General features: G+C 66.1%; 24 protein-coding genes. 16 read left to right on the top strand and 8 right to left on the bottom strand.

Features of this window, described 5'->3' with window-relative positions:
* Positions 1–42: 42 nt before the first annotated feature.
* Together AC1RM6_RS08945 and AC1RM6_RS08940 are read right to left on the bottom strand one after the other, a co-directional pair.
* Positions 43–1,185 carry a glycosyltransferase gene (locus tag AC1RM6_RS08945; protein ID WP_493100247.1) on the bottom strand — a complete coding sequence of 381 codons (1,143 nt, stop codon included), beginning with the start codon at positions 1,183–1,185 and terminating at the stop codon, positions 43–45.
* Positions 1,185–2,069 carry an alpha/beta fold hydrolase gene (locus AC1RM6_RS08940; protein WP_493100244.1) on the bottom strand — a complete coding sequence of 295 codons (885 nt, stop codon included), beginning with the start codon at positions 2,067–2,069 and terminating at the stop codon, positions 1,185–1,187. Before AC1RM6_RS08940 ends, AC1RM6_RS08945 begins: the two co-directional genes overlap by 1 nt.
* Positions 2,070–2,207: 138 nt before the next feature.
* Here AC1RM6_RS08940 and AC1RM6_RS08935 point away from each other — a divergent pair, with 138 nt between their 5' ends.
* From AC1RM6_RS08935 to AC1RM6_RS08905, 7 genes are all read left to right on the top strand, one after another.
* Entirely contained in the window at positions 2,208–3,596 is a 1,389-nt protein-coding gene (locus AC1RM6_RS08935) for an ethanolamine ammonia-lyase subunit EutB (protein ID WP_493100240.1), read from the top strand.
* A complete protein-coding gene (gene eutC / locus AC1RM6_RS08930) occupies positions 3,593–4,330 on the top strand; it encodes an ethanolamine ammonia-lyase subunit EutC (RefSeq protein ID WP_493100238.1) in 738 nt (245 codons plus the stop codon). The genes AC1RM6_RS08935 and eutC overlap by 4 nt, the downstream gene beginning before the upstream one ends.
* A gap of 69 nt (positions 4,331–4,399) precedes the next feature.
* Positions 4,400–5,194 carry a uroporphyrinogen-III C-methyltransferase gene (gene cobA / locus AC1RM6_RS08925; protein WP_493100236.1) on the top strand — a complete coding sequence of 265 codons (795 nt, stop codon included), beginning with the start codon at positions 4,400–4,402 and terminating at the stop codon, positions 5,192–5,194.
* A 24-nt stretch (positions 5,195–5,218) separates the two neighbouring features.
* On the top strand, positions 5,219–5,506 hold the full coding sequence (locus tag AC1RM6_RS08920; protein ID WP_493100234.1) for a DUF2849 domain-containing protein: 288 nt from the start codon (positions 5,219–5,221) through the stop codon (positions 5,504–5,506).
* An 8-nt stretch (positions 5,507–5,514) separates the two neighbouring features.
* Positions 5,515–7,149, top strand: a complete 1,635-nt coding sequence (locus tag AC1RM6_RS08915) for a nitrite/sulfite reductase (RefSeq protein WP_493100232.1) — start codon at positions 5,515–5,517, stop codon at positions 7,147–7,149.
* Positions 7,142–7,567: a DUF934 domain-containing protein gene (locus AC1RM6_RS08910; RefSeq protein WP_493100230.1), complete on the top strand. Its 426-nt coding sequence runs from the start codon at positions 7,142–7,144 to the stop codon at positions 7,565–7,567. The genes AC1RM6_RS08915 and AC1RM6_RS08910 overlap by 8 nt, the downstream gene beginning before the upstream one ends.
* The gene (locus tag AC1RM6_RS08905; RefSeq protein ID WP_493100228.1) at positions 7,560–8,324 is read left to right on the top strand and encodes a phosphoadenylyl-sulfate reductase; all 765 of its coding nucleotides are present in this window, start codon (positions 7,560–7,562) and stop codon (positions 8,322–8,324) included. The genes AC1RM6_RS08910 and AC1RM6_RS08905 overlap by 8 nt, the downstream gene beginning before the upstream one ends.
* A 482-nt stretch (positions 8,325–8,806) precedes the next feature.
* Here AC1RM6_RS08905 and AC1RM6_RS08900 read toward each other — a convergent pair whose 3' ends face one another.
* Entirely contained in the window at positions 8,807–10,321 is a 1,515-nt protein-coding gene (locus tag AC1RM6_RS08900) for a replicative DNA helicase (RefSeq protein ID WP_493100226.1), read from the bottom strand.
* Between the two features lie 148 nt (positions 10,322–10,469).
* Between AC1RM6_RS08900 and AC1RM6_RS08895 the strand changes: the two genes are divergently transcribed.
* The 7 genes from AC1RM6_RS08895 (at position 10,470) to AC1RM6_RS08865 (ending at position 16,120) form a co-directional block, all read left to right on the top strand.
* Positions 10,470–10,952, top strand: coding sequence for a UPF0262 family protein (locus AC1RM6_RS08895; protein WP_493100224.1), 483 nt, complete (start codon positions 10,470–10,472; stop codon positions 10,950–10,952).
* Between the two features lie 10 nt (positions 10,953–10,962).
* Positions 10,963–11,421, top strand: coding sequence for a cytidine deaminase (locus tag AC1RM6_RS08890; protein ID WP_493100222.1), 459 nt, complete (start codon positions 10,963–10,965; stop codon positions 11,419–11,421).
* A 7-nt stretch (positions 11,422–11,428) separates the two neighbouring features.
* On the top strand, positions 11,429–11,983 hold the full coding sequence (dcd, locus tag AC1RM6_RS08885; protein ID WP_493100220.1) for a dCTP deaminase: 555 nt from the start codon (positions 11,429–11,431) through the stop codon (positions 11,981–11,983).
* A 153-nt stretch (positions 11,984–12,136) separates the two neighbouring features.
* The gene (locus AC1RM6_RS08880; protein ID WP_493100218.1) at positions 12,137–12,808 is read left to right on the top strand and encodes a phosphorylase family protein; all 672 of its coding nucleotides are present in this window, start codon (positions 12,137–12,139) and stop codon (positions 12,806–12,808) included.
* A 134-nt stretch (positions 12,809–12,942) separates the two neighbouring features.
* Complete coding sequence (locus tag AC1RM6_RS08875) at positions 12,943–14,472, top strand: M20/M25/M40 family metallo-hydrolase (RefSeq protein ID WP_493100217.1); 1,530 nt, start codon at positions 12,943–12,945, stop codon at positions 14,470–14,472.
* A 270-nt stretch (positions 14,473–14,742) separates the two neighbouring features.
* A complete protein-coding gene (locus tag AC1RM6_RS08870; protein ID WP_493100216.1) occupies positions 14,743–15,591 on the top strand; it encodes a DUF4386 domain-containing protein in 849 nt (282 codons plus the stop codon).
* A gap of 304 nt (positions 15,592–15,895) precedes the next feature.
* On the top strand, positions 15,896–16,120 hold the full coding sequence (locus tag AC1RM6_RS08865; protein WP_493100214.1) for a hexameric tyrosine-coordinated heme protein: 225 nt from the start codon (positions 15,896–15,898) through the stop codon (positions 16,118–16,120).
* Positions 16,121–16,174: 54 nt separating this feature from the next.
* Here the strand turns inward: AC1RM6_RS08865 and AC1RM6_RS08860 are convergent, their stop codons facing one another.
* Positions 16,175–16,582: a hypothetical protein gene (locus AC1RM6_RS08860; protein WP_493100213.1), complete on the bottom strand. Its 408-nt coding sequence runs from the start codon at positions 16,580–16,582 to the stop codon at positions 16,175–16,177.
* Positions 16,583–16,852: 270 nt separating this feature from the next.
* Positions 16,853–17,869 (bottom strand): NADP-dependent oxidoreductase, encoded by a 1,017-nt coding sequence (locus AC1RM6_RS08855; protein WP_493100211.1) that lies wholly within the window; start codon positions 17,867–17,869, stop codon positions 16,853–16,855.
* 92 nt (positions 17,870–17,961) lie between these two features.
* Here AC1RM6_RS08855 and AC1RM6_RS08850 point away from each other — a divergent pair, with 92 nt between their 5' ends.
* Together AC1RM6_RS08850 and AC1RM6_RS08845 are read left to right on the top strand one after the other, a co-directional pair.
* Positions 17,962–18,891: a LysR family transcriptional regulator gene (locus AC1RM6_RS08850; RefSeq protein WP_493100209.1), complete on the top strand. Its 930-nt coding sequence runs from the start codon at positions 17,962–17,964 to the stop codon at positions 18,889–18,891.
* A gap of 63 nt (positions 18,892–18,954) precedes the next feature.
* Positions 18,955–19,119 carry an oxidoreductase-like domain-containing protein gene (locus tag AC1RM6_RS08845; protein ID WP_493100207.1) on the top strand — a complete coding sequence of 55 codons (165 nt, stop codon included), beginning with the start codon at positions 18,955–18,957 and terminating at the stop codon, positions 19,117–19,119.
* Positions 19,120–19,416: 297 nt separating this feature from the next.
* On the opposite strand, the gene AC1RM6_RS08840 is transcribed toward AC1RM6_RS08845, so the two are convergent.
* From AC1RM6_RS08840 to AC1RM6_RS08830, 3 genes are all read right to left on the bottom strand, one after another.
* Positions 19,417–20,010 (bottom strand): TIGR02594 family protein, encoded by a 594-nt coding sequence (locus tag AC1RM6_RS08840; RefSeq protein WP_493100205.1) that lies wholly within the window; start codon positions 20,008–20,010, stop codon positions 19,417–19,419.
* A gap of 243 nt (positions 20,011–20,253) precedes the next feature.
* Positions 20,254–23,514, bottom strand: a complete 3,261-nt coding sequence (locus tag AC1RM6_RS08835) for a hypothetical protein (RefSeq protein ID WP_493100203.1) — start codon at positions 23,512–23,514, stop codon at positions 20,254–20,256.
* Positions 23,511–24,260, bottom strand: coding sequence for a hypothetical protein (locus tag AC1RM6_RS08830; protein ID WP_493100201.1), 750 nt, complete (start codon positions 24,258–24,260; stop codon positions 23,511–23,513). Before AC1RM6_RS08830 ends, AC1RM6_RS08835 begins: the two co-directional genes overlap by 4 nt.

The following is a 24,260-nucleotide window of genomic DNA, read 5'->3' as shown; positions in this document are numbered from 1 at the left end:
TAAGGATGCGCGCAAAAAATTGCGCGTAAAATCGCGCCGGCCCTATCCGAGCGCGCCGGGCCGCCCGATCGCGGCTTCGTACAACTTATGATAATAGCCGATCATCGCCTCCTCGGCAAATTCGGCCAGCGCCAGCGCCCGGTTGGCGCTCCCCACCGAGCGCCGCAGCCCGGGGTCGGCGCACAGCATCGCCAGCGCCCGCGCCAGCCCCTTCTCGTCGGCGGCGGGGACGATGAACGGCCGGTTCTCGGGCGCCGCCATCGACGCGATGTCGCCGACATCGGTGCACAGGGCGGGCAGGCCGCAGGCCATCGCCTCGACCAGCGAGATCGGGAACTGCTCGCTGTCCGACGTCAGCGCGAAGATGTCGAACGCCGCCATCGCCCCCGCCGGATCGCGCACGAAGCCGGGCAGGATCAGCCGGTCGGCAACCCCCAGCCGCTCCGCTTCGGCAACGATCGCGCCGCGCTCGGGCCCTTCGCCCAGGATCACCAGTCGGGCATCGGCGGGCGCCCCATCCGCGAAGATCCGCACCAGCCGCGGCAGATTCTTGACCGCGCGCAAGCCTGCGACGGTGCCGATCAGCAGCCCCGGGCCGGGCTCGACCCCAGGGATCGGCCGGGGATCGGCCAACTCGGCATCGCTCGGCAGGCGGATGCCGTTCGACAGCCGCAGCACGCGCCTGGCGGGCTGCCACCAGATCGTCCGCGCGATCGTCTCGAGCCGCCGCGAGGGCACCACCACCACCCGCGCCGCCGGCAGCATCAGCCGGCGGAACCACACGCGCTTCGGATTCTGGCGCACCACCTCGTCCTGGTTGAACCCGTCCTCGGCATGGATCAGCGGCGGCAGCGTCATGAATGGCGCCCACATCCGCCGCGCCCCGACCGCGTCCATCGCCCCCCAATTATAGGTGAGCACCAGGTCGAAGCCCTGCATATAGGCGGCGAGCCGGCGATAACGCCCCGGCGACGGCTTGCCGTGGAGCGCCGGCGCGGCATCGCCGGGAAAGTCGACCTTGATCGCCGGATCGATCGCGTCGCGCGCGCCCAGCGCATCGGGCACCGCGCTCAGCACGACATGTTCGGCGGCCGAACCGAACGCGTTCATCAGCCGCACCGCCCGCGCCTCCTTGCCGCCCAGGCTGAAGGTCGAATGGCAATGGAGGATGCGGACCGGCGCCATCAGGCGGCCGTGCCCCGGTCGGCGTCGATCCGCGCCAGCAGCCGGTCGATCGCGGCCTCGCTTTCGGGCTCCCACAGCGTCGGCGCATGGCCGATCCGCGGCAGCACCAGTTCCTCCATCAGCGGCAGCTCGCCGACCATCCGTGCGGCGGTCGCGTTGGAGATGATGTCCGACAGCCCGCCGCGGATCAGCAGGCTCGGGATCGGCTTGAGCGCCTCGACCGCCGGCCACAGATCGACCCCGGCCTCGCCGCCCGGCACCTTGAACGGCTCGCCGATCGCCATGTCGTAATCATAGACGATCCGGCCCGCCGCGGTCAGCCGGCACAGCCGTTTCGCCATGCCGAGCCAGTCTTCGAGCTCATAATCGGGATAGGCCTGGCGCTGCCCCTCGCCGAGCGCGCGCGCGGCATGCAGCCAGGTCGGATAGCTCGCCGACTTGCCGACATAGCCGCGAATTCGCGCCAACCCCTCGGCCTCGGCCTTCGGGCCGATATCGTTGAGCAGCAGGCCCGCCACCTGGCCCTGGTGGGTCGAGGCGATCAGCATCGACAAGATGCCGCCGAGCGAGGTGCCGAACAGGATGAAGCGGTCGAGCTTCAGATCGTCGAGCAGCGCCTGGACGTCCTGCAGATAGGTGAGCGGGACATAGGTGTTGGCGTCCTTGGCATAGGCGCTCTCGCCGCGCCCGCGCAGTTCGACCAGGATCAGCCGGCGCTGTCCGGCAAGCCGGGCCGCGACCGGCGCGAAATCGCGCGCGTTGCGGGTCAAGCCGGCGAGACAGATGATCGGCGGGCCGTCATGCCCGGCGCCGGCGCCATAGCTGCGATAATGGAGACGCAGGCCGTCGCGGGACCACCAATAGCCGTCATCCCAGTCCGCCACGCCCGGTACTCCTCGCTGCCCGCGCATTCTCTATCGCCGCAGGACCGTCGCCCCGCAAGCCGCACGATCGTGCGCCGCCCGCCGGCACCATTGTCGATCGCGCTATCCCGCCCTAATCTGCGCTTTCTCCAGCCGGGAGTGCGCGTCCTGCCGAGCTACCAGACCGACCTTGGCGGCACCCGCCACCGCTTCGCCGACCTGCGGACCCTGCTCGCCCACGCCACCCCGCTGCGGTCGGGCGACTTGCTCGCCGGGATCGCCGCCGACAGCGCCGAACGCCGGGTCGCCGCGCGCTACGCCCTCGCCGACCTGCCGCTCGCGACCTTCCTCCAGGATCTGGTGATCCCCTACGAGACCGACGAGGTCAGCCGGCTGATCGTCGACCGCCATGACCCCGCCGCCTTCGCGCCCGTCGCGCATCTGACCGTCGGCGGCTTTCGCGAATGGCTACTCGCGACCGACGCAATCGGCGCGATCGCCGCCGGCATCACCCCCGAAATGGCGGCGGCGGTCTCGAAGCTGATGCGCAACCAGGATCTGATCGCGGTCGCCCGCAAGATCCGGGTGACCAGCGCCTTCCGCAGCACGATCGGCCTGCCCGGCCGGCTGTCGGTGCGGCTCCAGCCCAACCATCCGACCGACGATCCCGCCGGGATCGCCGCCACCATCCTCGACGGGCTGCTGATGGGTTCGGGCGACGCGGTGATCGGGATCAACCCGGCGACCGACAATGTCGCGACCGCGGCGGCATTGCTCGACCTGATCGACGAGGTGCGCCAGGCCTATGCGATCCCGACCCAGAGCTGCGTGCTCACCCATGTCACCAACAGCCTCGAACTGATCGGACGCGGCGCACCGCTCGACCTGTGCTTCCAGTCGATCGCCGGCACCCAGGCCGCCAATCGCGGCTTCGGCATCGACCTCGCGCTGCTCGCCGAGGCGCATGACGCAACCCTCGCGCTCGGCCGCGGCACCGTCGGCCGCGACGTGATGTATTTCGAGACCGGCCAAGGATCGGCGCTGTCGGCCGACGCGCATCACGGCGTCGACCAGCAGACGCTCGAAGCGCGCGCTTATGCGGTCGCGCGGGCGTTCAGGCCGCTGCTCGTCAACTCGGTGGTCGGCTTCATCGGCCCCGAATATCTCTACGACGGCAAACAGATCCTGCGCGCCGCGCTCGAGGATCATTTCTGCGGCAAGCTGCTCGGCCTGCCGATGGGGCTCGACATCTGCTACACCAACCATGCCGAGGCCGATCAGGACGACATGGACGGAATCCTCACCCTGCTCGGGGTCGCCGGCGTCAATTTCGTGATGGGCGTCCCCGGTGCCGACGACATCATGCTCAACTATCAGTCGACCAGCTTCCACGACGCGCTCTATCTGCGCGAGACGCTCGGCCTGCGCCCCGCCCCCGAGTTCGAGGCCTGGCTCGCCGAGGTCGGCCTGATCGACGCGCAGGGCCGGATCGGCGCGCCCGAACGCTCGCTGCTCGCCAGGCGGCCGGTGGGATTGCCCGCCTCATGAGCGGCGAGCCGACCGACCTCGCCCGGCGGCTGCGCGCGGTGACCCAGGCCCGGGTCGCGCTCGGCCGCGCCGGACAGGGGCTGCCGACCGCGCCGATGCTCGATTTCCAGCTCGCCCATGCCCGCGCGCGCGACGCGGTTCATGCCGAACTCGACACGCCCGCGCTGTCGGCAGCGCTCGGCACCCCGATCCTCGAGGTCGCCAGCCAGGCGAACGACCGCGCGACCTATCTCCAGCGTCCCGATCTCGGCCGGCGGCTGGGCGTCCATGATCTCGCCCCGACCGATGCCGAGGTCGCCTTCGTCATCGCCGACGGGCTGTCGGCGACCGCGGTCCAGGCGCATGCCGCGCCTTTGGTCGCGGCCTTGCAGGCGCGGCTGGGCGACTGGCGCATCGCCCCGATCGTCGTCGCGCGCCACGCACGGGTCGCGCTCGGCGACGCGATCGGCGCGGCGCTCGGAGTCGACATGGTGGTGGTGCTGATCGGCGAGCGGCCGGGCCTGAGTGCCCCCGACAGCCTCGGCGCCTATCTGACCTGGGCGCCGCGGCCGGGCCGCAGCGACAGCGAGCGCAACTGCGTGTCGAACATCCGGCCGCCGCACGGGCTCGACTATCACGCCGCCGCGGGCCGGATCATGTGGCTGATGCGTGAGGCGCGCGATCGCCGGCTCAGCGGGGTCGCGTTGAAGGACGCATCGACGCCGCCGGCGCCCACCCTTCCCGAAACCCGATAAAAGAAAATTTCTTTGCATCCCAAGCAAGCGTCATTTGCGCATCGCCGCGTCCGGGGCCATCTGGCAGCCATGGCCAGTCTGCTCGATCCTGATGCGCGGGGACGCGTGATCCTCGTTGGTGCCGGTCCCGGCGATCCGGGGCTGTTGACCGTGCGCGCGGTCGAGGCGCTCAAGATCGCCGATGTCGTCGTCCATGACGGGCTGATCGATATGCGCGTGCTCGACATCGCTCCCGCCGCCGCCCAGCGCATTTCGGTCGCCAAGAAACGCGATCGCCACACTTTGTCGCAGGAGGCGATCAACGCGCTGATCATCGCCCATGTGAAGGCCGGATCGATCGTGGTGCGGCTGAAGGGCGGCGATCCGTTCGTGTTCGGTCGCGGCGGCGAAGAGGTCGAGGCGGTGCGCGCCGAGGGGCTCGCGGTCGAGGTGATCCCCGGCGTGTCGTCGGCGCTGGGCTGCGCGGCCGAGGCGATGCTGCCCTTGACCCACCGCGACTGGTCGAGCGCGGTCAGCTTCGTCGCCGGCACCTGCCGCGGCCTGTCCGAACAGAATTGGGCGGGGCTCGCCGGCCAGGGCCGCACCCTCGTCATCTATATGGGGGTGACCTGCGCCGGGCTGATCGCCGACAAGCTGATGGCCGACGGCGTCGCCCCCGACATGCCGGTCGCGGTGCTCGAACGCGGGACGCTCGCGGGCAGCCGGGCGATGCGCACCCTGCTCGCCGATCTCGGCGACATGGTCGCGCGCGAAGACGTGCTCAGCCCCGCGATCATCGTGGTGGGCGAAGTCGTGCTGCTGTCGGATGCCGAAAACCGGCTGAACAGCCTGGCGCGCCAGGCCGAAGTGATGAAAGACGCGTGAGGAACAGGGCTTGAGGAACAGGGCGTGAAAATCGTGACGGGCAATGATCTGGTGACCGGCGACGTCACCTGGTGGACGGGCAAGGGCTGGTCGCGCCACGTCGCCGACGCGGTCGATGTCGGCCATGACGGCGAACATGTCGCCAAGGTCGAGGAAGCGGCGCTGCGGGTCAACGGTCCGATCGTGATCGATGCCGAGCTGACCGATCAGGGCCCGGTGCCCGCCCATATCAAGGACCGCATCCGTGCGGCGGGGCCGACCGTGCGTGCCGACCTGGCCATTCGCCCCGACTTCCAGATCGAGAAGGCCTGACCTCTCTTATGTATAAATATGACGAATATGATCAGGCGATCGTCGACGCCCGCGTCGAGGAATTTCGCGATCAGGTGCGCCGTCGCCTGTCGGGCGAGATGTCGGAGGACCAGTTCAAGCCGCTGCGGCTGATGAACGGCCTCTATCTCCAGCTCCACGCCTATATGCTGCGCGTCGCGGTGCCCTATGGCACGATGAACGGCCGGCAGATGCGGATGCTCGCGCATATCGCGCGCAAATACGACAAGGATTACGGGCATTTCACCACCCGCCAGAACATCCAGTATAACTGGATCAACCTGGCCGAGACCCCCGATATCCTCGCCGAGCTCGCCACGGTCGAGATGCATGCGATCCAGACCAGCGGCAACTGCATCCGCAACATCTCGTCCGACCAGTTCGCCGGCGCCGCCGCCGACGAGGTCGAGGATCCGCGCCCATGGGCCGAGCTGCTGCGCCAATGGTCGACCTTCCATCCCGAATTCACCTATCTGCCGCGCAAGTTCAAAATCGCGGTGATCGGTGCCGAGGAGGATCGCGCCGCGGTCAAGCTCCACGACATCGGCCTGCAGCTGCACAGCAACGACGCCGGCGAGACCGGCTTCCGGGTGTTCGTCGGCGGCGGCATGGGCCGCACCCCGATGATCGCGCCGGTGATCCGCGAGTTCCTGCCCAAGGCCGACTTCCTGAGCTATATGGAAGCCTGCCTGCGCGTCTATAACCGCTTCGGACGGCGCGATAATCTCTACAAGGCGCGGATCAAGATCCTCGTCCACGAGATCGGCGCCGACGAATATCGCCGCCAGGTCGAGGAGGAATTCCTCCACACGAGCACCCTCGGGCTCGACGCCCCCGAGGCCGAGTTCCAGCGGATCGCCGCCGGCTTCGCGCCGCCCGCGTTCGAAGCCGGCCTGCCCGACGCGATCGATCGTGCAGATCCCGACTTCGCGCTCTGGGTCGATCAGAATGTCCGCGCCCACAAGGCGCCGGGCTATGCGATCGTCAACATCAGCCTCAAGCCGACCGCGGGCATCCCCGGCGACGCCTCCTCGGCGCAGATGGACGTGATGGCGGGCCTCGCCGAGCGCTACGGCCTCGACGAGCTGCGCGTCACCCATGCCCAGAACATCGTCCTGCCGCATGTCAGGAAGGCCGATCTCCATGCGGTCTGGCAGGCGCTCGACGAAGCCGGTCTCGCCACCGCCAATCTCGACCTGATCGGCGACATCATCGCCTGCCCCGGGCTCGATTATTGCGCGCTCGCCAATGCCCGCTCGATCCCGCTCGCGCAGAAGATCGCCCAGCGCTTCGCCGATCTCGACCGCCAGCGCGACCTCGGCGAACTCAAGCTCAAGATCTCGGGCTGCATCAACGCCTGCGGCCACCACCATGCCGGCCATATCGGCATCCTCGGCGTCGACCGGAAGGGCGAGGAGAATTACCAGCTCTCGTTCGGCGGATCGGCGGCGGAGGATACCAGCATCGCCAAGATCATCGGCCCCGGCTTCAACGAGGACGGCGTCGTCGACGCGATCGAAAAGGCGGTCGGCGTCTACACCGCCCAGCGTGCCGACGGCGAACGCTTCGTCGACACCTATCGCCGGATCGGCGAGGCCCCGTTCAAGGAAGCGATCTATGGTTAAGTCCCTCCGCTTCCGCGACGACGAGGCTCACGAAGAACCCGCGGTCACCCTCGACGCCTTTCTCGGCCAGTCGAACGCGACCGCGGTCCGGCTCGAATCGACCGACGATCCGCGCGCGCTGATCGAACATCTGCCGCGGCTGGCGCTGATCGAGGTCGCCTTCGCCAAGTTCCGCGACGGGCGCGGCTATTCGATCGGATCGATCCTGCGCGAGGCCGGCTATGCGGGCGAACTGCGCGCCGCCGGTGACGTGCTCGTCGACCAGATCCCGCCGATGCGCCGCTGCGGCTTCGACAGCTTCGTCGCCGATGCCGAGATCGACGAAGAGGTGCTCGAACGGCTGTTCGCGCTTCAGGGCAAGATCTACCAGAAGACCGTCGATGGACGTGCGCCCGTCTGGGCGCTGCGCCATGGCTGAGGGCGCGCGCGCCATCGACCGGATCGACACGTCGCCGCGCTTCACCGCGGCCGACGCGTTGCGCCTCAACACCCGCTTCGCGGGCGTCGGGACGACCGAGATGCTGCGCGCGGTGCTCGGCGAGCATCTGTTGGGCCGGGCGACGGTGGTGTCGTCCTTCGGCGCCGAATCGGCGGTGCTGCTCCATCTCGTCGCCAGCGTCGACCGGTCGGTGCCGGTGCTGTTCCTCGACACCGGCAAGATGTTCGACGAGACCATCGCCTATCGCGACCTGCTGATCGAACGGCTCGGCCTCACCGACGTCCGCATCCTCAAGCCCGACAGCGATGTGGTCGAAAAGAAGGACGCGACCGGGCTGCGCTGGTCCTATGATCCCGACGGCTGCTGCGAGATCCGCAAGGTGATCCCGCTGGCCAAGGGGATGGTGGGCTTCGATGCGCAGATCACCGGCCGCAAGGGCTTCCAGTCGTCGACCCGCTCGGGCCTCGCCCGCTTCGAACTCGACGGCGACCGGATCAAGTTCAACCCGCTCGCCGACTGGACCAAGGACGATCTCGACGCCTATTTCTCAGGCCACGACCTGCCGCGCCATCCGCTCGAGGCCGAAGGCTATCTGTCGATCGGCTGCGCGCCGTGCACCAGCATCGTCAAGCCGGGCGAAGATCCCCGCGCGGGCCGCTGGCGCGGCTGGGACAAGGTCGAATGCGGCATCCATGGCGAGCCGCTGGTGAAACCCGGGGAAGAACCGGTTTTCTGAGGCGCGCGTCGTCTCGCGAGCGCCCCAATATCGTCATCCCGGCGGAGGCCGGGATCTCGTTCGGGTAGAACGCGCCCTTGCCCCCTCCAATCCCGGCTTGGCCGGTATGGCTGCTGAGCAAAGCCGTGGAAATCAGCCGAAAATGAACGCCCCGAGCTGATAGACCAGATAGAGCGGCGCGGCGAGCACGGCGCTGCCCATGGCGGTTTCGATCAGCTGTTCGATCTGGATCATCATCTCTCTCCTGAACCGCCTGCCCTTTTCGGGTCTCTGCGGAAGCGCGGAGAAAAGCATGAAATCGGGAGGCTGTCACCTCCCGATTGCCAAGCGCGTTTCGTAGGGCCGATCGACATTCGGCTCGGGCTGTGACGAAAATGGTGTCTTTCGAGAACCGGAGCGCAGCGTTCCTGTATGGACGTGAGCACCGGAAGCGCAGAAAGGCGCCATTTGCAGGCCAGTCCGAGTGAATGTCGGTCGGCCCGTTATTCGTAGTCGTCGGCCGGCGCGTAAAAGTCCTCGGCAAGATCGGAGAATTTGGTGATCCGCGCCTCGAACTTGAGCCGGACCTTGCCGGTCGAGCCGTGGCGCTGCTTGGCGATGATCAGCTCGGAAATGCCGAAGGCGCGTTCCATGTCGCGGGCCCAGTTCTCGTGCGCCTCGAAGGTCTTGGCGTCGTCGCCGTCGATCGGCCGCTTGGGCTCGCGCGACTGGACATAATATTCGTCGCGATAGACGAACCACACCATATCGGCGTCCTGCTCGATCGACCCCGATTCGCGAAGATCCGACAGCTGCGGGCGCTTGTCCTCGCGCTGCTCGACCGCGCGGCTGAGCTGCGACAGCGCGATCACCGGCACGCTCAGCTCCTTGGCGAGCTGCTTGAGACCGCGGCTGATCTCCGAGATTTCCTGGACGCGGTTGCTCTCGCGGCCGTTGCCCGATCCCTGGAGCAGCTGGAGATAGTCGACGATCACGACGCCGATCCCACGCTGGCGCTTGAGCCGGCGCGCGCGGGTGCGCAGCGCGGCGATCGTCAGACCCGGGGTGTCGTCGATATAGAGCGGCAGATTTTCGAGATCCTGCGCGGCCCGCGCGAGATTCTTGAACTCCTGGTTGCTGATCTTGCCCATGCGCAGATTTTCGGAGCTGATCCCCGACTGCTCGGACAGGATACGCGTCGCCAGCTGGTCGGCCGACATTTCGAGGCTGAAGAAGGCGACCCCGGCCCCGACCGACTTCTCGTCTTCGATCCCGGCGTCGCGATCGCGGGTCAGCCGGATCGCCGCGTTGAAGGCGATGTTGGTGACGAGCGAGGTCTTGCCCATGCCCGGACGGCCGGCGAGGATGATCAGATCCGACGGGTGCAGGCCGCCGATCTTGTTGTTGACGCTGTCGAGCCCGGTGGTGATGCCCGAGACATGCCCGCCCGAATTGAGCGCGCGCTCGGCGACCTGGACCGCCAGCTTGGTCGCCTGGCCGAAGCTCTTGACGCTGCCCTGCTCGCCGCCTTCCTCGGCGACGCGGTAGAGCGCGACCTCGGCCGCCTCGATCTGGCTCTTGGGGTCGACCGATTCGCTGGTGTCGAGCGCGGTCTCGACCATTTCGCGGCCGACCCCGATCAGCGCACGCAGCAGCGCGAGATCGTAGATCTGGGTCGCGAAGTCTCGCGCGCCGATCAGCGCGGCGCCGCTGCCGGTCAATTGCGCCAGATAGCCCGCGCCACCGAGCTCTCGCATCGCGACGTCGGTCTCGAACATCGGCCGCAGCGTGACCGGGTTGGCGACCATGTTCTTGTCGACCAGCCGCAGCACCGCCTCATAGATGCGGCCATGGAGCGGCTCGAAGAAATGCTCGGAGCGCAGCCGGACCTGAACATCCTCGGCGATTCGGTTGTCGATCATCATCGCGCCGAGCAGGGCCGCCTCCGCCTCGACATTATGGGGCAGAGTCTGGCCTTCGGGCTCGGGAGAGCCCGGCGCGGGAATGGGTGCTAGCATGAGATGATTATCCGCTCATGTGCGCGCCGGCTCAAGAGACCCGCTGAAAGATGCCGGGGGCGCTTCTGTGGATAAGGCCATATCATCCCTATTTTCGGTGCTATCGGGTGATTTCACCCGAAAGGAAAATGTTCTACGGCCTTGCTGCATGTCTCAGCCGCGCATCATCGCCATCGACCTCGACGACAAGACGATCGTCCGTCGCAACGCCGATATCGAGCATGAGCGCCGGATCGCGATCGCCGATCTGCTCGAGGAAAATCATTTCGCGCCGAAGCGCGACTATCCCTTATCCTACAAGGGCCCGTTCCGCATCACCCTGCGGATCGAGGAGAACCGGCTGGCGATCGACATCGCCGCCGAGAATGGCACCCTGCTCGAGACGCTGGTGCTCGCGCTCGGCAGCTTCCGCCGGGTGATCAAGGATTATTTCGCGATCTGCGACAGCTATTTCGCCGCCGTCCGCCAGTCGGTGGCCGAGCGGATCGAGACCGTCGACATGGCCCGGCGCGGCATCCACAACGACGCCGCCCAGCTGCTCCAGGACCGGCTCGAGAGCAAGATCGACCTCGATTTCGACACCGCCCGGCGACTGTTCACCCTGATCTGCGTGCTCCACGTCCGTGGCTGAGCCGGTCGATATGAGCCTGGTCGCGGGCCATGTGCTGGTCGATGCCGCACGCGAGGCCGCGCGCCATGCCCATGCGCCCTATTCGCGCTTCGGGGTCGGCGCCGCGGTGCTGCTGACCGACGGATCGGTCGTCACCGGCACCAATTTCGAAAATGCCAGCTACGGCCTGTCGCTGTGCGCCGAGACGGTCGCGCTGGCGACCGTCAATGCCCAGGGCCGCTTCCGCGACGTCGTCGCGATCGGCATCATCGGCGGCGCGCTGGCGAAGGACGGGACGATCTCGGGCGACGCCGCGATCTATCCGTGCGGCCGCTGCCGCCAGATCATCAACGAAGCCGCCCAGATCGGCGGCCGCGACATCGACATTCATTGCGGATCGGCCGATGGCCGCAAGGTCGAGCGCCACAAGGCGTCCGAACTGCTGCCGTTCGCGTTCGGGCCGGCCGATCTCGGCATCACGGGGAACTGAAACTTTCATGTCGATCATGTCGGACAAGTGGATTCGCGACCGCGCGCAGCAGGACGGGATGATCGAACCCTTCGTCGAGGCCCAGCGCCGCGACGGCTGCATCAGCTATGGTCTGTCCTCCTATGGCTATGATGCGCGGGTCTCGAACGAGTTCAAGATCTTCACCAATGTCGATTCGGCGACGGTCGACCCGAAGAATTTCGCAGCCAACAGCTTCGTCGACCGCACCACCGATTGCTGCGTGATCCCGCCCAACAGCTTCGCGCTGGCGCGGACGGTCGAATATTTCCGGGTGCCGCGCGACGTGCTGGTGATCTGCCTCGGCAAGTCGACCTATGCCCGCTGCGGAATCATCGTCAACGTGACCCCGCTCGAACCCGGTTGGGAAGGGCACGTCACCCTCGAATTCTCGAACACCACCCCGCTGCCCGCCAAGATCTACGCCAATGAAGGCGCCTGCCAGTTCCTGTTCCTCCAGGGCAACGAGCCCTGCGAGGTCAGCTATGCCGACCGCGCCGGCAAATATATGGGCCAGCAGGGCGTGACCCTCCCCCGGCTGTAACACCGCGGTCACGCATCGTGGCTAGGCGCCGATTGCAACCGCGAGCTGGACGCTCTTCTGCCCCTCTCCCGCTTTTCGCGGGAGAGGCCGGGTGAGGGTCTTCTTCTTGTCTTCTCCCAATCGGCGCCTGCCGGCCCTCCAACCGGAGCATCCATGAAGCGCATCGGCATCGTCACCGGCATGCCCGCCGAACTGGCGGCCTTCGCCCCCGACACCCCCGGCGAGACAATCCCCGGCCCGATCGCGGTCCGCCGGGTCGACCTCGGCGCCAGGAGCGTCTTCCTCGCCTGCGCCGGCATCGGCAAGGTCGCCTCGGCGAGCGCAGCGGCGCTGCTGGCACATGTCCACCAGGTCGAACTGCTGATGGTGATCGGCACCGCGGCGCGGATCGGCCTGGGGCCCGGCGGCGCCTTCCGCATCGTCGACGCGGTCCAGACCGATTATGGCGCGCGCAGCGAGGCGCGCTTCGCCCGCTTCGATCCGGGGTCGATCCCGTTCGGTCCCGAGCCGGTGCTGACCCCTTATGCGGCGCGCGCCCTGCCCGGCCTCGCCGCCCTGCCGCCGGCGCGGATCGCCAGCGCCGACATGTTCGTCGAGAGCGCGGGCCACGCCGCCGAGATCGGACAGACGCTCGGCGCGACCCTGATCGACATGGAGACCGCCGCGGTCGCGCAGGCCGCGCAACTGCTCGGCCTGCCCTGGGCGGCGGTCAAGGCCGCCACCGACGCCGCCGACGAGGACAGCGCGACGTCCTTCCTCGACCAGCTCGCCCGCGCCGCGCGCGAGGCAGCGTTCGCCGCCGAACGGGCGATCGCGCTGCTGTAACAGGGCTCGAATATCGAAGCCCCTCCCACCGTTCGTGTCGAGCGGATCGGCCGTTTTCCGCCCTTTTCATAGCATCTTGTCGAAACCCCGGATTCCCCTTCTATTGGCCGGACAGGACCAACAGGGAGGCGATCATGGGCGAAGGGTTCGACAACGGCCGGCGGATGCTGCTCAAGACCGTAGCGGCCGGCGCCACGCTGATCGGGTCGACCAATGCGCTCGCCGCCACCGGCAGCAGCGACACCGCCGCGATCCGCAAGGCCGTCACTGCCGCCCACGAGCCCAATGTCCAGCGGCTGCGCGACTGGATCGCGCTGCCCTCGATCGCCGCCGAGAATCGCGCGATGGAGGAGGGCTGCAAATATATGATGGAGCTGGCGCGCGACGCCGGCTTCCAGCATGTCGAGCGGGTGCCGTCGCGCGGCGTGCCCGGCGTGTTCGCGACGATGGACAATGGCGCCAAACAGACGCTCGGCCTCTATTTCATGTACGACGTCAAACAGTACGACCCGAAGGAATGGTCGTCGCCGCCGCTCGAAGGCCGGATCGTCGACAAGCCCGGGCTCGGCAAGGTCATGGTCGGCCGCGGCGCCACCAACCAGAAGGGCCCCGAGGCGCTGATGCTCGCCGCCCTCCACGGCTTCAAGGCCGCCGGCCGCAAGCCCCCGGTCAACCTGGTGCTGGTATGCGAGGGCGAGGAGGAGATCGGCTCGCCGCATTTCGCCGACATCGTCCGCCGCCCCGACATCACCGCGGCGCTGAAGAAGTCGATCGGGGTGGTGATCCCGTCGAGCTGGCAGAGCCCGGTCGACGGCGCGGTCGTCGTCAATCTCGGCGCCAAGGGGGTGATCGAACTCGAGCTGGTCGCCTCGGGCGAGAAATGGGGCCGGGGTCCCGCAAAGGATCTCCATTCGAGCAACAAGGCGATCGTCGACAGCCCCGCCTGGCATCTGGTCGAGGCGCTCGGCACGCTCGTCACCCCCGACGGCAACACCCCGGCGATCGACGGCTGGTTCGACAAGGTCCGCGCGCTGTCGCCGCGCGAAAAGGCGCTGATCGCCGATTCGGCCGCCAAGCGGAACTCGGCCGACGAGATGAAGCAGATGGGGGTCAAGGCCTGGGTCGGCGATCTCGGCTGGGTCGAGACCCAGCAGCGGCTCGCGGCCATGCCGACGGTCAACATCGAAGGGCTGGTCGCCGGCTATACCGGCACCGGCGGCAAGACCATCCTGCCGAGCCGCGCGGTCGCCAAGCTCGACCTGCGGCTGGTGCCCGACCAGACCTATGAGGACTGCGTCGCCAAGATCAAGGCGCACCTCGCCAAGCGCGGCTATGCCGATATCGAGGTCAATGTCTCGGGCGGCTACGACCCGACCGAAACCGACGAGAACGCACCCCTGATCAAGGCCGAGCTCGCCGCCTATCAGAAGGCCGGGATCAAGACCTCGGTCTATCCGCGCCTCGCCGGCTCGTGGCCCGGCTATGTCTTCACCTCGGCGCCGGTCTCGCTCCCCGCCGGCCAGTTCGGCTTCGGCCATGGCTCGGGCGCGCACGCCCCCGACGAATATCTGCTGATCGAAAGCAGCAACCCCAAGGTGCTCGGCTTCGACGACGCGACGATGGGCTTCGTCGAATTCCTCTATCAATGCGCGAAGGTGCGGTGAACCAGCTGGAGCGATATGACATTTGGTGGCTCGAATATCGCTGCATATCGGTGACTTGGAACAGATGATCCGACGCGCGCAGATGTCATCCTGCCTTTAACCCATCCCGGTGGGTCTGGCTCACCGGGATGGGTATCCGCTCGTGCGGCGCCTTCCGGTAATGGCCGCCCGACCTGTCGCACGCGCAGCATTAATTATCGTTTTTCGATAAATTTGTTGACGCAGCGCCGAACACCTCTTATTGAATATCGATAAGATGTGCGGCGAAAGATGCTGCCGCTGCTCTTCTTCGAGATGGCGGGGAAGCCGATCCGGTTGGTCCGGATCGCGCCGCCGCCGCGCGCCGGCAAGACGACAATGGGAAACCGAACCATGCAAGATTTCCGTAAACTGGTTCCGATGGCGGCGCTCCTTTACGGACTCGACGCCGTGATTGCGCCGGTGTCGTTCGCGCTCGATCCGGGCAAGCTGATCGATGGCGCCGGAGCGGGCGGTATGGCCATGCGCATCGCCGCCGCCGAGCCGATGATCCGGCTGAACATCTTGAGCGAGGCGGTCTATCAGACCGTCGAGATCTTTCTCGCGATCCAGATGTACCGCATGTTCAAGCCGGTCAGCGGCAACCTGGCGCGGCAGATGTTCGTGCTGGCGCTCGTGCCGATCCCGATCATGTTCCTCAACCTGCTGACCGAGGTCGGCGCGCTGGCGCTGGCGCTCGATCCGGGCATCGCGAACGCGCTCGCGCCGGCACAACGCGATGCACTTGCGGGTTTGATGATCCGTCTTCACGGTCAGGGTGTCGGCATAGCCGGCATTTTCTGGGGGCTGTGGCTCCTCCCCCTTGGCCTGCTCATCATCCGAAGCAACTGCGTTCCGAAGCTGCTTGGGCTGTGCGAACTGGCGGGCGGCGCGGGCTGGCTGCTCGGGTCCGGCGCGATGCTGGTCATGCCCGGTCTGGTGCCCGCCGGAGCGATCGCAAGCTGCGAGAGGATCGCGTCCCTGCTGCAGCTTGGCGAACTGCCCTTCATCGTCTGGCTGCTCGCCGTGGCGACACGCATGACCTTCCGGCGGCAACATCGACACGCCGGCATCACGCAGCAAGCCCCTGAGCAAGCATGACGATCCGATCGCCCGGCGGCTCGAAAAGGCGCTCGCGCGTAGCGCCTGCCTGCACCGCTCGCGCGATCCCGCGAGAGGGCAGGACGCGGCCGACGCGCTTCGCGACGAAGGGTTGAAGGCGACCTTGGTTGCGCTGATCATCGCTGACGAAGCGAACATCGCACCGGCGTGCCGCGATACCCGTTTGCGCGCATTTCGCACCAGGCACGGCACGTCCATTCAAGCGCCGATCGTTCCAGCGGACCATGGTCGACGGGCCCCGGAGCAACGCGCTCCGAAAGGGCCATGGAAGGGGATGGATGACATGTCGACCTGGCTCGAAACCTTGCAGACCACGACGCCCGAACAGGGCTTCGAACTCGCCCTGAAACTCTCGAGGATGGGGGTGAAATATACCCAGCCGTCGGACGAGATCCGCAAGACGCTGCGTCCGGTCTATGAAAAGGACGCCGACGCGCTGATCGCCGCCTCCCAGGTCGTCGCGATCAACTTCCAGACGATCGCCGCCGCCAACGCCTATTGGCGATAACGGCGGCCTATACGAGGGCGCTATACCTGATTCCCGAGCGTTTAATTCCCGCTATCAGCGCCCCGCCGCGGGCAGGCAGACCCGCATCTCGTCCTTGACCGTGCTACTCGCCTTATATTTCGCGGTGAAGGCGTCCCAGCCCGCATCATGGGCCGGCGGGATCTTGTCGGCATAGCGGGTGATCGTCACCGCATCGCTGTCCGACACGGTCGCGCCACCGCCACGGCCGGCGAGCGTGCGCACGATGATCGTGCTCGTGCCATTGTCATGCCTGGCATACCAGGCCTGATGCTCGGCGACCGCCTTTGCGAACGTCGCCCATTTACCGGGCAACACCTCACTGTGCCGGATCGTCGCATATTGGGTTCCGGCGGGGCAGGCCGGACGAACGCCAGCTGGAACCTGCGCATGGGCGACGGCTCCCGCGGACAGCGCGGCGATAATGAGGATCGACCTGATCATGATACATCCTTCCTGTTGCATGGCGCGAGCCGTGCGCAAACATTAGAGAGAGATCATTACTGACGCGAGACGAATATGCGCCAATCGCTATTTCCACTAGGCAGCAAAAATGCCGATATTCGCTGGAAAGACCGGTGTGCGCATATGCGATCTGCTTTGATCGGCCAGGAACCATTGCATCGCTGCCGCCATCTTCTTGCACCGCTCGCGCGATCGCCGTTCCCCGCCACGCTGCGTCGACCTGAAGGATGATCCTCCAGGCCAACACGCTCACGCCACTTCGAGCACGATCTTGCCCTGGATATGCCCCCGCGCCGCCCGCTCATGCGCGCCCCGCGCATCGGCAAGCGGATAGACGCTGTCGATCACGACCCGGATCGTCCCGTCGTCGAGCAACCGCGCGAGTTCGGCGAGTTGCGCCCCGCTCGATCGGACCTGCGTCGCCGAGACGGTGACCCCCAGCCGCGCCGCCTCGTCGCCATCGGCAAAGCCCAGCGGGAAGATCGGGAACAACGCACCGCCTGGCTTCAGCGTGCGCAGCAAGCGACCGGTGCTCGCGCCACCGACCGCGTCGACGACCAGATCGACACCCTGCGCGACCGTCTCGGGCGGCGTCTTGGCATAGTCGATGAACGCATCTGCGCCGAGTTCGCGCAGCAGCGCCTCGTGCCGGCCGGAGGCGACCGCGATCACATGCGCGCCCTTCAGCCTGGCGATCTGCACCGCGAAATGCCCGACGCCGCCCGCGGCGCCGTTGACGAGCACGGTCCTGCCCGCGAGCGGCACCGGCACATGCCGGTCGGGCTGGAGCGGATTCGGCGCGTCATGGCCCAAATCGACGAGGAACTGCCAGGCGGTGAGCAGCGACATCGGCGCGCCCGCGGCGTGACGATGATCGATGCCCGCAGGCTTGCGCGCGAGTTCCGACGCCGGAACGCTGACATATTCGGCATAGGCCGCGCTTTCTCCGGCAAGCCCGGTCGGAAAGCGGACCATCGCATAGACCGCGTCGCCGATGGCGAAGCCCTCGGCCCCCTCGCCGACCGCCGTTACCACCCCCGAGACATCGGTGCCGACGATCACCGGGAACGTCACCTGCGGCTGCCATTCGGGCGGCAGCATTTTGTAGCCTTCGCGCAGATACCAGTCGGGCGGATTGACCCCGACCGCATGGACGCGGACGAGCAGTTCGCCCGGCTGCGGCGCAGGCTTCGGCGCATCCTCGTAAACCAGCATCTCGGGGCCACCGAACGCATGCAGCCGCACCGCCTTCATCCTGTCGCTCATGATCGTCTCCATCCGGCGCGATGGCGCCGCCTCACCCACATAGGTCGCGATCCCGCATTGATAATCGACGCCATATTCGTCTTAATCATGCCATGAAGGAACAAATGATCCTCGAACGGCTGACCGGCCTGATCGCCTTCGCACGGGCCGGGTCGTTGGGCAGCTATACCGCCGCCGCGCGTGCGCTGGCGATCTCGCCCTCGGCGGTGAGCAAGAGCGTCCAGCGGCTCGAGCGCAACCTCGGAGTATCGCTGTTCACCCGCACCACCCGCTCGCTGACGCTCACCCCGGAGGGGCGCGACCTGCACGACCGCGCGCTGCGGCTGCTGCGCGACGCCGAAGATATCGAGCAGGCGGCGCTGGCGGCCCGGTCGGAACCGGCGGGGAGCCTGCGGATCGCGGCGTCGCTCCCGATCGGCATCCACCTGATCGCGCCCGCGCTGCCGATGTTCCGCAGGCTCCACCCGCAGCTGTCGATCGACCTGCGCCTCGACGACCGGATGATCGACATCGTCGAGGACGGGATCGACGTCGCGATCCGCATCGGCGAGCTGGCCGATTCGCAGTTGCTGTCGCGCCGGCTCGCGCCGCACCGGCTCGGCTGCTTCGCGTCGCCCGCTTATCTGGCGGCGCGCGGCATGCCCGTGCACCCCGACGAGCTGGCGGTCCATGACACCGTCAACCTGCGCTACAAGAGCAGCGGCCAGCTCTTTCGCTGGCCGTTCGACATGGGCGACCGCGAGGTCGAGATCGTGCCCGCGTCCGGCATCGTCGTCGATGCGAGCGAGGCGGTGATCGCCGCCGTCGCCGCAGGCGGCGGGATCGGCATGGGCGCGAGCTTCGCCGCCGCCCCCTATATCGCGCGCGGCGAACTGGTCCCGCTGCTGTCCGGCTTCGCCGTCGAGCGCCACAACATCACCGCAGTCTGGCCGGAAAGCCGCCGCGCCAACCCCGCCGTGCGCGTCTTCCTCGCCTTCCTGCAGCATATCTCCCGAACGGGCGCCTCGGCACCGCTGGCATGATCGGTGCCTGCGCGACGTCGCGACGCTCTGTCGCGACGTCGATGGCTGTGCGAAGTTCGGCCCATGCCCGAGTCCGCGCTCCCACCGCCGCCCGAAAAACCCGAGCCCTATGAATGCTGCGGCCGCGGGTGCGAGCCCTGCATCTTCGACTATTATTACGCCGCGCTCGATCGCTGGTCGGCACGTGTGCGGGAGCTCGGTCATGATCCGAGCGTAGATTTCGAATGAACAGCGCTTTGGCCAACCCCAATCTGCTGAAGATCGCTTTTGAAATCGCAGCCTGAAGCAGGATGTATCGGGTACCGGATTCCGGTGGGTCGACCACCTGAATCCGGTATCTGCCGTACGACGCCCGAACAAATCGATCTCGGATGCGAGGCATCGTCGAGATCACATGTTTATTGCATAAGATGGCCTGCTCCAACGAGATATGAAATCAGGTGGATCACCCGATGATGACTCGCATATCGCGAAAAATCAGAAGCTTGGACCAGATGATCTGACGCAGTCGGATTTCATCCTACTCTATGCCTCGGCGACGGCGACCAACGCCCCCGTGGAAGAAAGCACGACGCGGCGCGCGCCCGCAGGTTTGTTCGTATAGGACGGACGGCGCACCGCATAAATGCGGCTCGTATCGAACTCGGCGAACGAAACTGAATTATTCTGGTTGCCGCCGATACCCATCACCCGCTTGCCATCTTCGCTCACCCCGACGGCGATGAATACATGTCCTCCGCCCTGCCGCGTGATCGCGACAACGTCGCCCACCTCGATGTCATCTTTCGAAACGGTCACCCCCCAATTGGCCCAGGCCAAAGCGGCGAGATATTTGTTGGGCGGGAAACGCTCGGGCCGCCCCTGCGATGCACGCGCGGCCGCAACCGCGACGAACAGGCCGCACCAGGCGATCGAGTCGGCATTGAAGAAGTCCGCAGCCCAATTGTCATAAGGGCGGTTGGTCAATTTCGCGATCTCATCGGCCCAACCGAGGATCACCGGATTGTCGGCCGTGCCGGGCCCCTCGATCGTGCCCTGCATGTCGAGGGCGATCCGCACCATCAGCGGCGGCAGCGGCTCCTGGCGCAAATAGGAATAGCGGCTTGGAACATTTGGCATGGATGCCCCCTCATCCGGCGGTTTGCAGAAACAGCGACGCAACCCTAAATAGGCAAATATTATTTCTTGATGCCCGGCGTTCTAGGCCGACGTGTAAATGCCGCGAGGACGTCGGCGGCTGAGCGCACATTGTAGATGACGTCGCCCGTGCGGGCCACTTCCTCACTCGGCGGGCTTCCACGATTGATCGTTACCGTCGGAAGCGAAGCCAACTTGCCCGACATCGGCGAATTGGCACCTGGCTTATCTGGTGGATTCATTGACCACTCCTTCGAAAGCATCCGCGTCTGCCAACCATTCGAGCGTAAACGCGTAGCGACTCCGTTCGGCCTGTGAAACAGCCAGGATCGGCCTATCCTGGGGCTTCTCGGCACCATGCAACGCCAAGTCTTCCGTCAAGCTGACGAACAACAGCCCGCGCGGCCGATCCGGGGCTCCGTTAGCGATCGTCGAGATCGCCAGGTCGTCATTCGCATTCCACGGTTCCATATAGGGCAATTGGCCCATTTTCGCCAGATGCCGCAGCAGGCCGACATCGAATCCCAGCGCGCGAAGGCCCGCGAAAAATGCCCATGCCGGCGCCGTCGCCGGGCCACCGTCATCGTCACGAAGCGCCGCAATGACCAGCCTGCTCCAGTCGGCGATCGACATGTCGGCCAAGCTGTAACGAAACAAGCTTCCCGGTGCCTGTCCCGCGGCCGCCGCAAGCAGATCGGCATAGCTCACCGAAGGCGCGGGAAGCGGTTGCCCCGTCAGATAGGAGAGGCAGTTCTTCTGCCATATTGGCCATGTATCCACCATCACCGTCACCGCACGCCCTTGCAGACTGGCTACGAACTGCGCGAGAATGACGCCAAAGGCTTCGATGGTTGACGAATAGCGTTTCAGCGGTTGCGGCGGCGTCAGGCCGGCGGGCATATCACGCATCTCACCCCCCGGCGCGAGGGTCGCCAACGGCGCGTGGCGCGTGATCGCGTGCACCACGTCACCGGTGGTGCAGTTGGGTCGATCATGCTTGAGCGCGGCAATCCACAACAGCAGCATGCCGATCGCGAAACCATGCTGATCGAGCGCATTGCCCAGTGCGTTGGCCGTCACACAGCCGCGATTCACTCCCTCATCCCAAAGGCCTCGCTTAAGCGCGTCATCGAAGTTGGCCAGCGCCTCGGCCAACGCCGTGGTCCGGCTTTCGCCCGGCACCAATCCAAGGTTGAACAGATCGTCTACCGAGAGCCCGGCCACATCGAGCAGGCGCCTGACGCCATCGATAAGATTCCGGGCAGAGGTGATAACGGTGCGACCGTCGTCATCGATCCATTCGACGTCGGTCTTCTTCAGGGATACGGCGCGCTCGTCGAGCAGGAAATGATAACAAAATGCCTTCGGACCAGCCTGGATCAGTCCCGTTTCGACCGACGTCAACACGACATCGCTCAGCCGCCATTCCACGGCGTTGGGGGCGACCTTGACCGCCGTGGCGAGCTTCTTGAAATCGACGAGATATGCCGCAAGATTGAGCGTCATATCGATCAGCATGCGAAGATCCGGTGGGCTGATCGAAACCGGCGGGAGCTCTTCCTCGCGCATTCCACCGTCGTCGTCGGCCTCATGATCGGGTGCACCCTCATCGACCGATTTCGACGGATCGTCGTCGGTCGGCGGACCAAGGCAGTCCAGATCCGGCTCCCCCCCTGCTGCCCCGCCCACAGCTTCGGGAGCAGATTCCGGTACAGCGGGGCTCGCTTCTCGCTCCGCATCGCTTGATGCCGCGCCTCGCGTCTGAATTCGTGCGATCAGGTCCGCCCCGATATCCTCCGGACACAGGCTGACCGCCTCGTCGGTGTTGCGCTCCCAGCAACGGGATATGTAGTAGAGCGCGTCGATCGCCATCTGCGCGAATGCGGGATCATCACGGAATCGCGTCGCAATCGGTTCCGTACGCAAGACTTCATTGATCGCCAGCTGGATCGTCGCGGCCAGCCTCAGGTCGAACCGGTTCGGCATATCCTCGGCCGCGACGATCATCCGATCGTCGGGCCCGGCAAGATGTGCGACCTCGCGCGCGACATCGGTGAAGTTCAGCTTGGATCGATAGATGACCGCCAGCGCAAAGATCGACGCTGCCAACTTGTCGGTTTCCGTGAGCTTCCCTTCGGGCGTCTTGCTGTCCGAGTCGGCCAGCGCGACCAGATAGGCGAACAGATCTTCGGGTCGGTTGTAGATCAGCAGCCGCTCGCTGAAATATGTATGCTCGGTCGGATAGGCCTCGACGGCGACCTTGCGCTCGATCCGATCATAATAATCGCGATTGGTCAGGAAACAGAAGAATCCGTAGTCGGCGACGAGATGCTTAAGCCGGTTGAATATCTGGGTGATCGTATCCGATTCGGCATCGAGTTTGTCGAGTTCGTCGATCACGAACACCGGCGCCAGTCCGGCATTGCGCACCCGGTCGATCACGATCGGTAATTCGCGGTCGAGCGTCTGGATCGAACGGTCCCGGATGAACTTGAAATCGGCCGTATCATCACTTTTTTGTTGCCGCATTCCGGTGATTTTCAGCACGGTGGCGCTTAGCAGCCAAACCGCGACGCCCGCCCCCACTCCGCTGAGGCTGCTCGACGTGCCGGCAACGGTGCCGCCGACGACTCCGCCTGCCATTAATGCGCCGAGCCGCTCGATCACCCCCTTGATGTCAATGCTGCTGTCGATCTTGTTGTCGTCGACGGCGGTCGCTTTCTTGGTAACCGCATAGGATACCCGACCCGAGCAAATCTGATAGGTCTGCCCCGCCGTCGCGACGGCCATGATTTCGCGCAGCCCCTGATCGTAGATCGAGCGGGCACGCAGTGTCTCGTCACTATTTTCAGGCCATAATATGCCCTTCGAAAGCCGTCCGATACTGCTCCAATAGCGTCGCAGGCCCGACGGCTCCGGTCCGCCATCCAGGTCCAATGCGAGCTGTGCTGCCAGTTCCAGCCGCGCGTCGCGCTCACCCGGCGCGCAGCCGCCCGCATGGATCGCAAAGCCGGAGGCAACTTCCTGCGCCAGCGCGCGGTACAATGCGATGGCGATGTGGACCAGCGCGCTCTCGACCTGGTCATGTTTTTCATCGGCCTGATCGGCCGTGTCGTAGGTCCCATCGGCCTTCTCCGACGGCAGCCGCGGCGGCGGCGTGATCAGCGATTGGCCGATCAGCTTGACGAGCAAAGGCCGCTGCAGCCGCGATCGTCGCCCAAGAGTTGACGCCTCGGCGCTCGCCGATTCCTGCAGGATGCGATTGCGCACTTCCAGGATCGCCCGTGCCACCATCGTCGTCTTGCCAGCACCGCGATGTCCGGCGATCAGGTAAGATCGCCCGGCGATCTCATCGCGTGAGTAGCGATGGAGGTCGCGACACAGAAGCTCATAGGCACGCGAGGTCGCGTGATGCGGTTCGCCCGACAGAGGCCAGTTGCCGATCGGTTCGACCCGCGTCCAACCCTCGGTCAGCCGAAGTGTCATCGGCTACCGCCCTTGGGCGCGTTTTCAGGATCGGCGACCTCGCCTCCCGGACCTGCCACCACCGCATTCTGGCCGTCGGCGGTTTGGACCAGTTGGGCCTGCTTTTCCTCCGGCTTGCGCTCGCCCGCCTCGTTCGCACCCGCCTCGTTCGCGCCCGACTCTACCTGATTGGGGAGGTTCTGTTCCGGCCGATTGGGCAAGCCGGCCGCCATCGTCGCGCCGAGGAACGTCAGCGTGATCAACAAAGTCGTGGTCGTCGGCGACAGCCGCCAACCGCCCAGGCCTCCCCCAAGCCCGCCCCAATTGCTGTCGATGCTTATACTCTTGCCTCGAGCAAGATCATCGAGCACGTAGCCGCCCGCGACCAGCGTCAGCGTTCCCAGCAGCAGCACCATCGCACCTTGGAGTGCCGGCATTTGCCCGACCCGCACCGCCTGAATCATCATCACCCCGGACGCCGCGATCGCGAGACCGAAAATAGGGGCGAGCCTAACGAGCGATGGCCGATCCACACTCGATTCCACGTCCGCTGAAGAAACATCCGCCGGCCGCCCGTAATGATAGCCGAACACTCCCCCGGCGACCGCGACGATCAGCGCGACAACGGGTAGCAGGACCGTGAGCGCCTCGCGATCGAGGGCGAACTCAGACCCGCTCAGCGCATGTACCATATCGATCAGAAATGGTCCTATTGCCGCCCCACCCAGGATCGCCATTCCCGCGATCACCATGACAATGGTCCGCAT

The organism is Rhizorhabdus sp. GW822-FHT03C02 (genome assembly GCF_058801765.1).
This window is presented reverse-complemented; position numbering and strand designations above follow the sequence as displayed.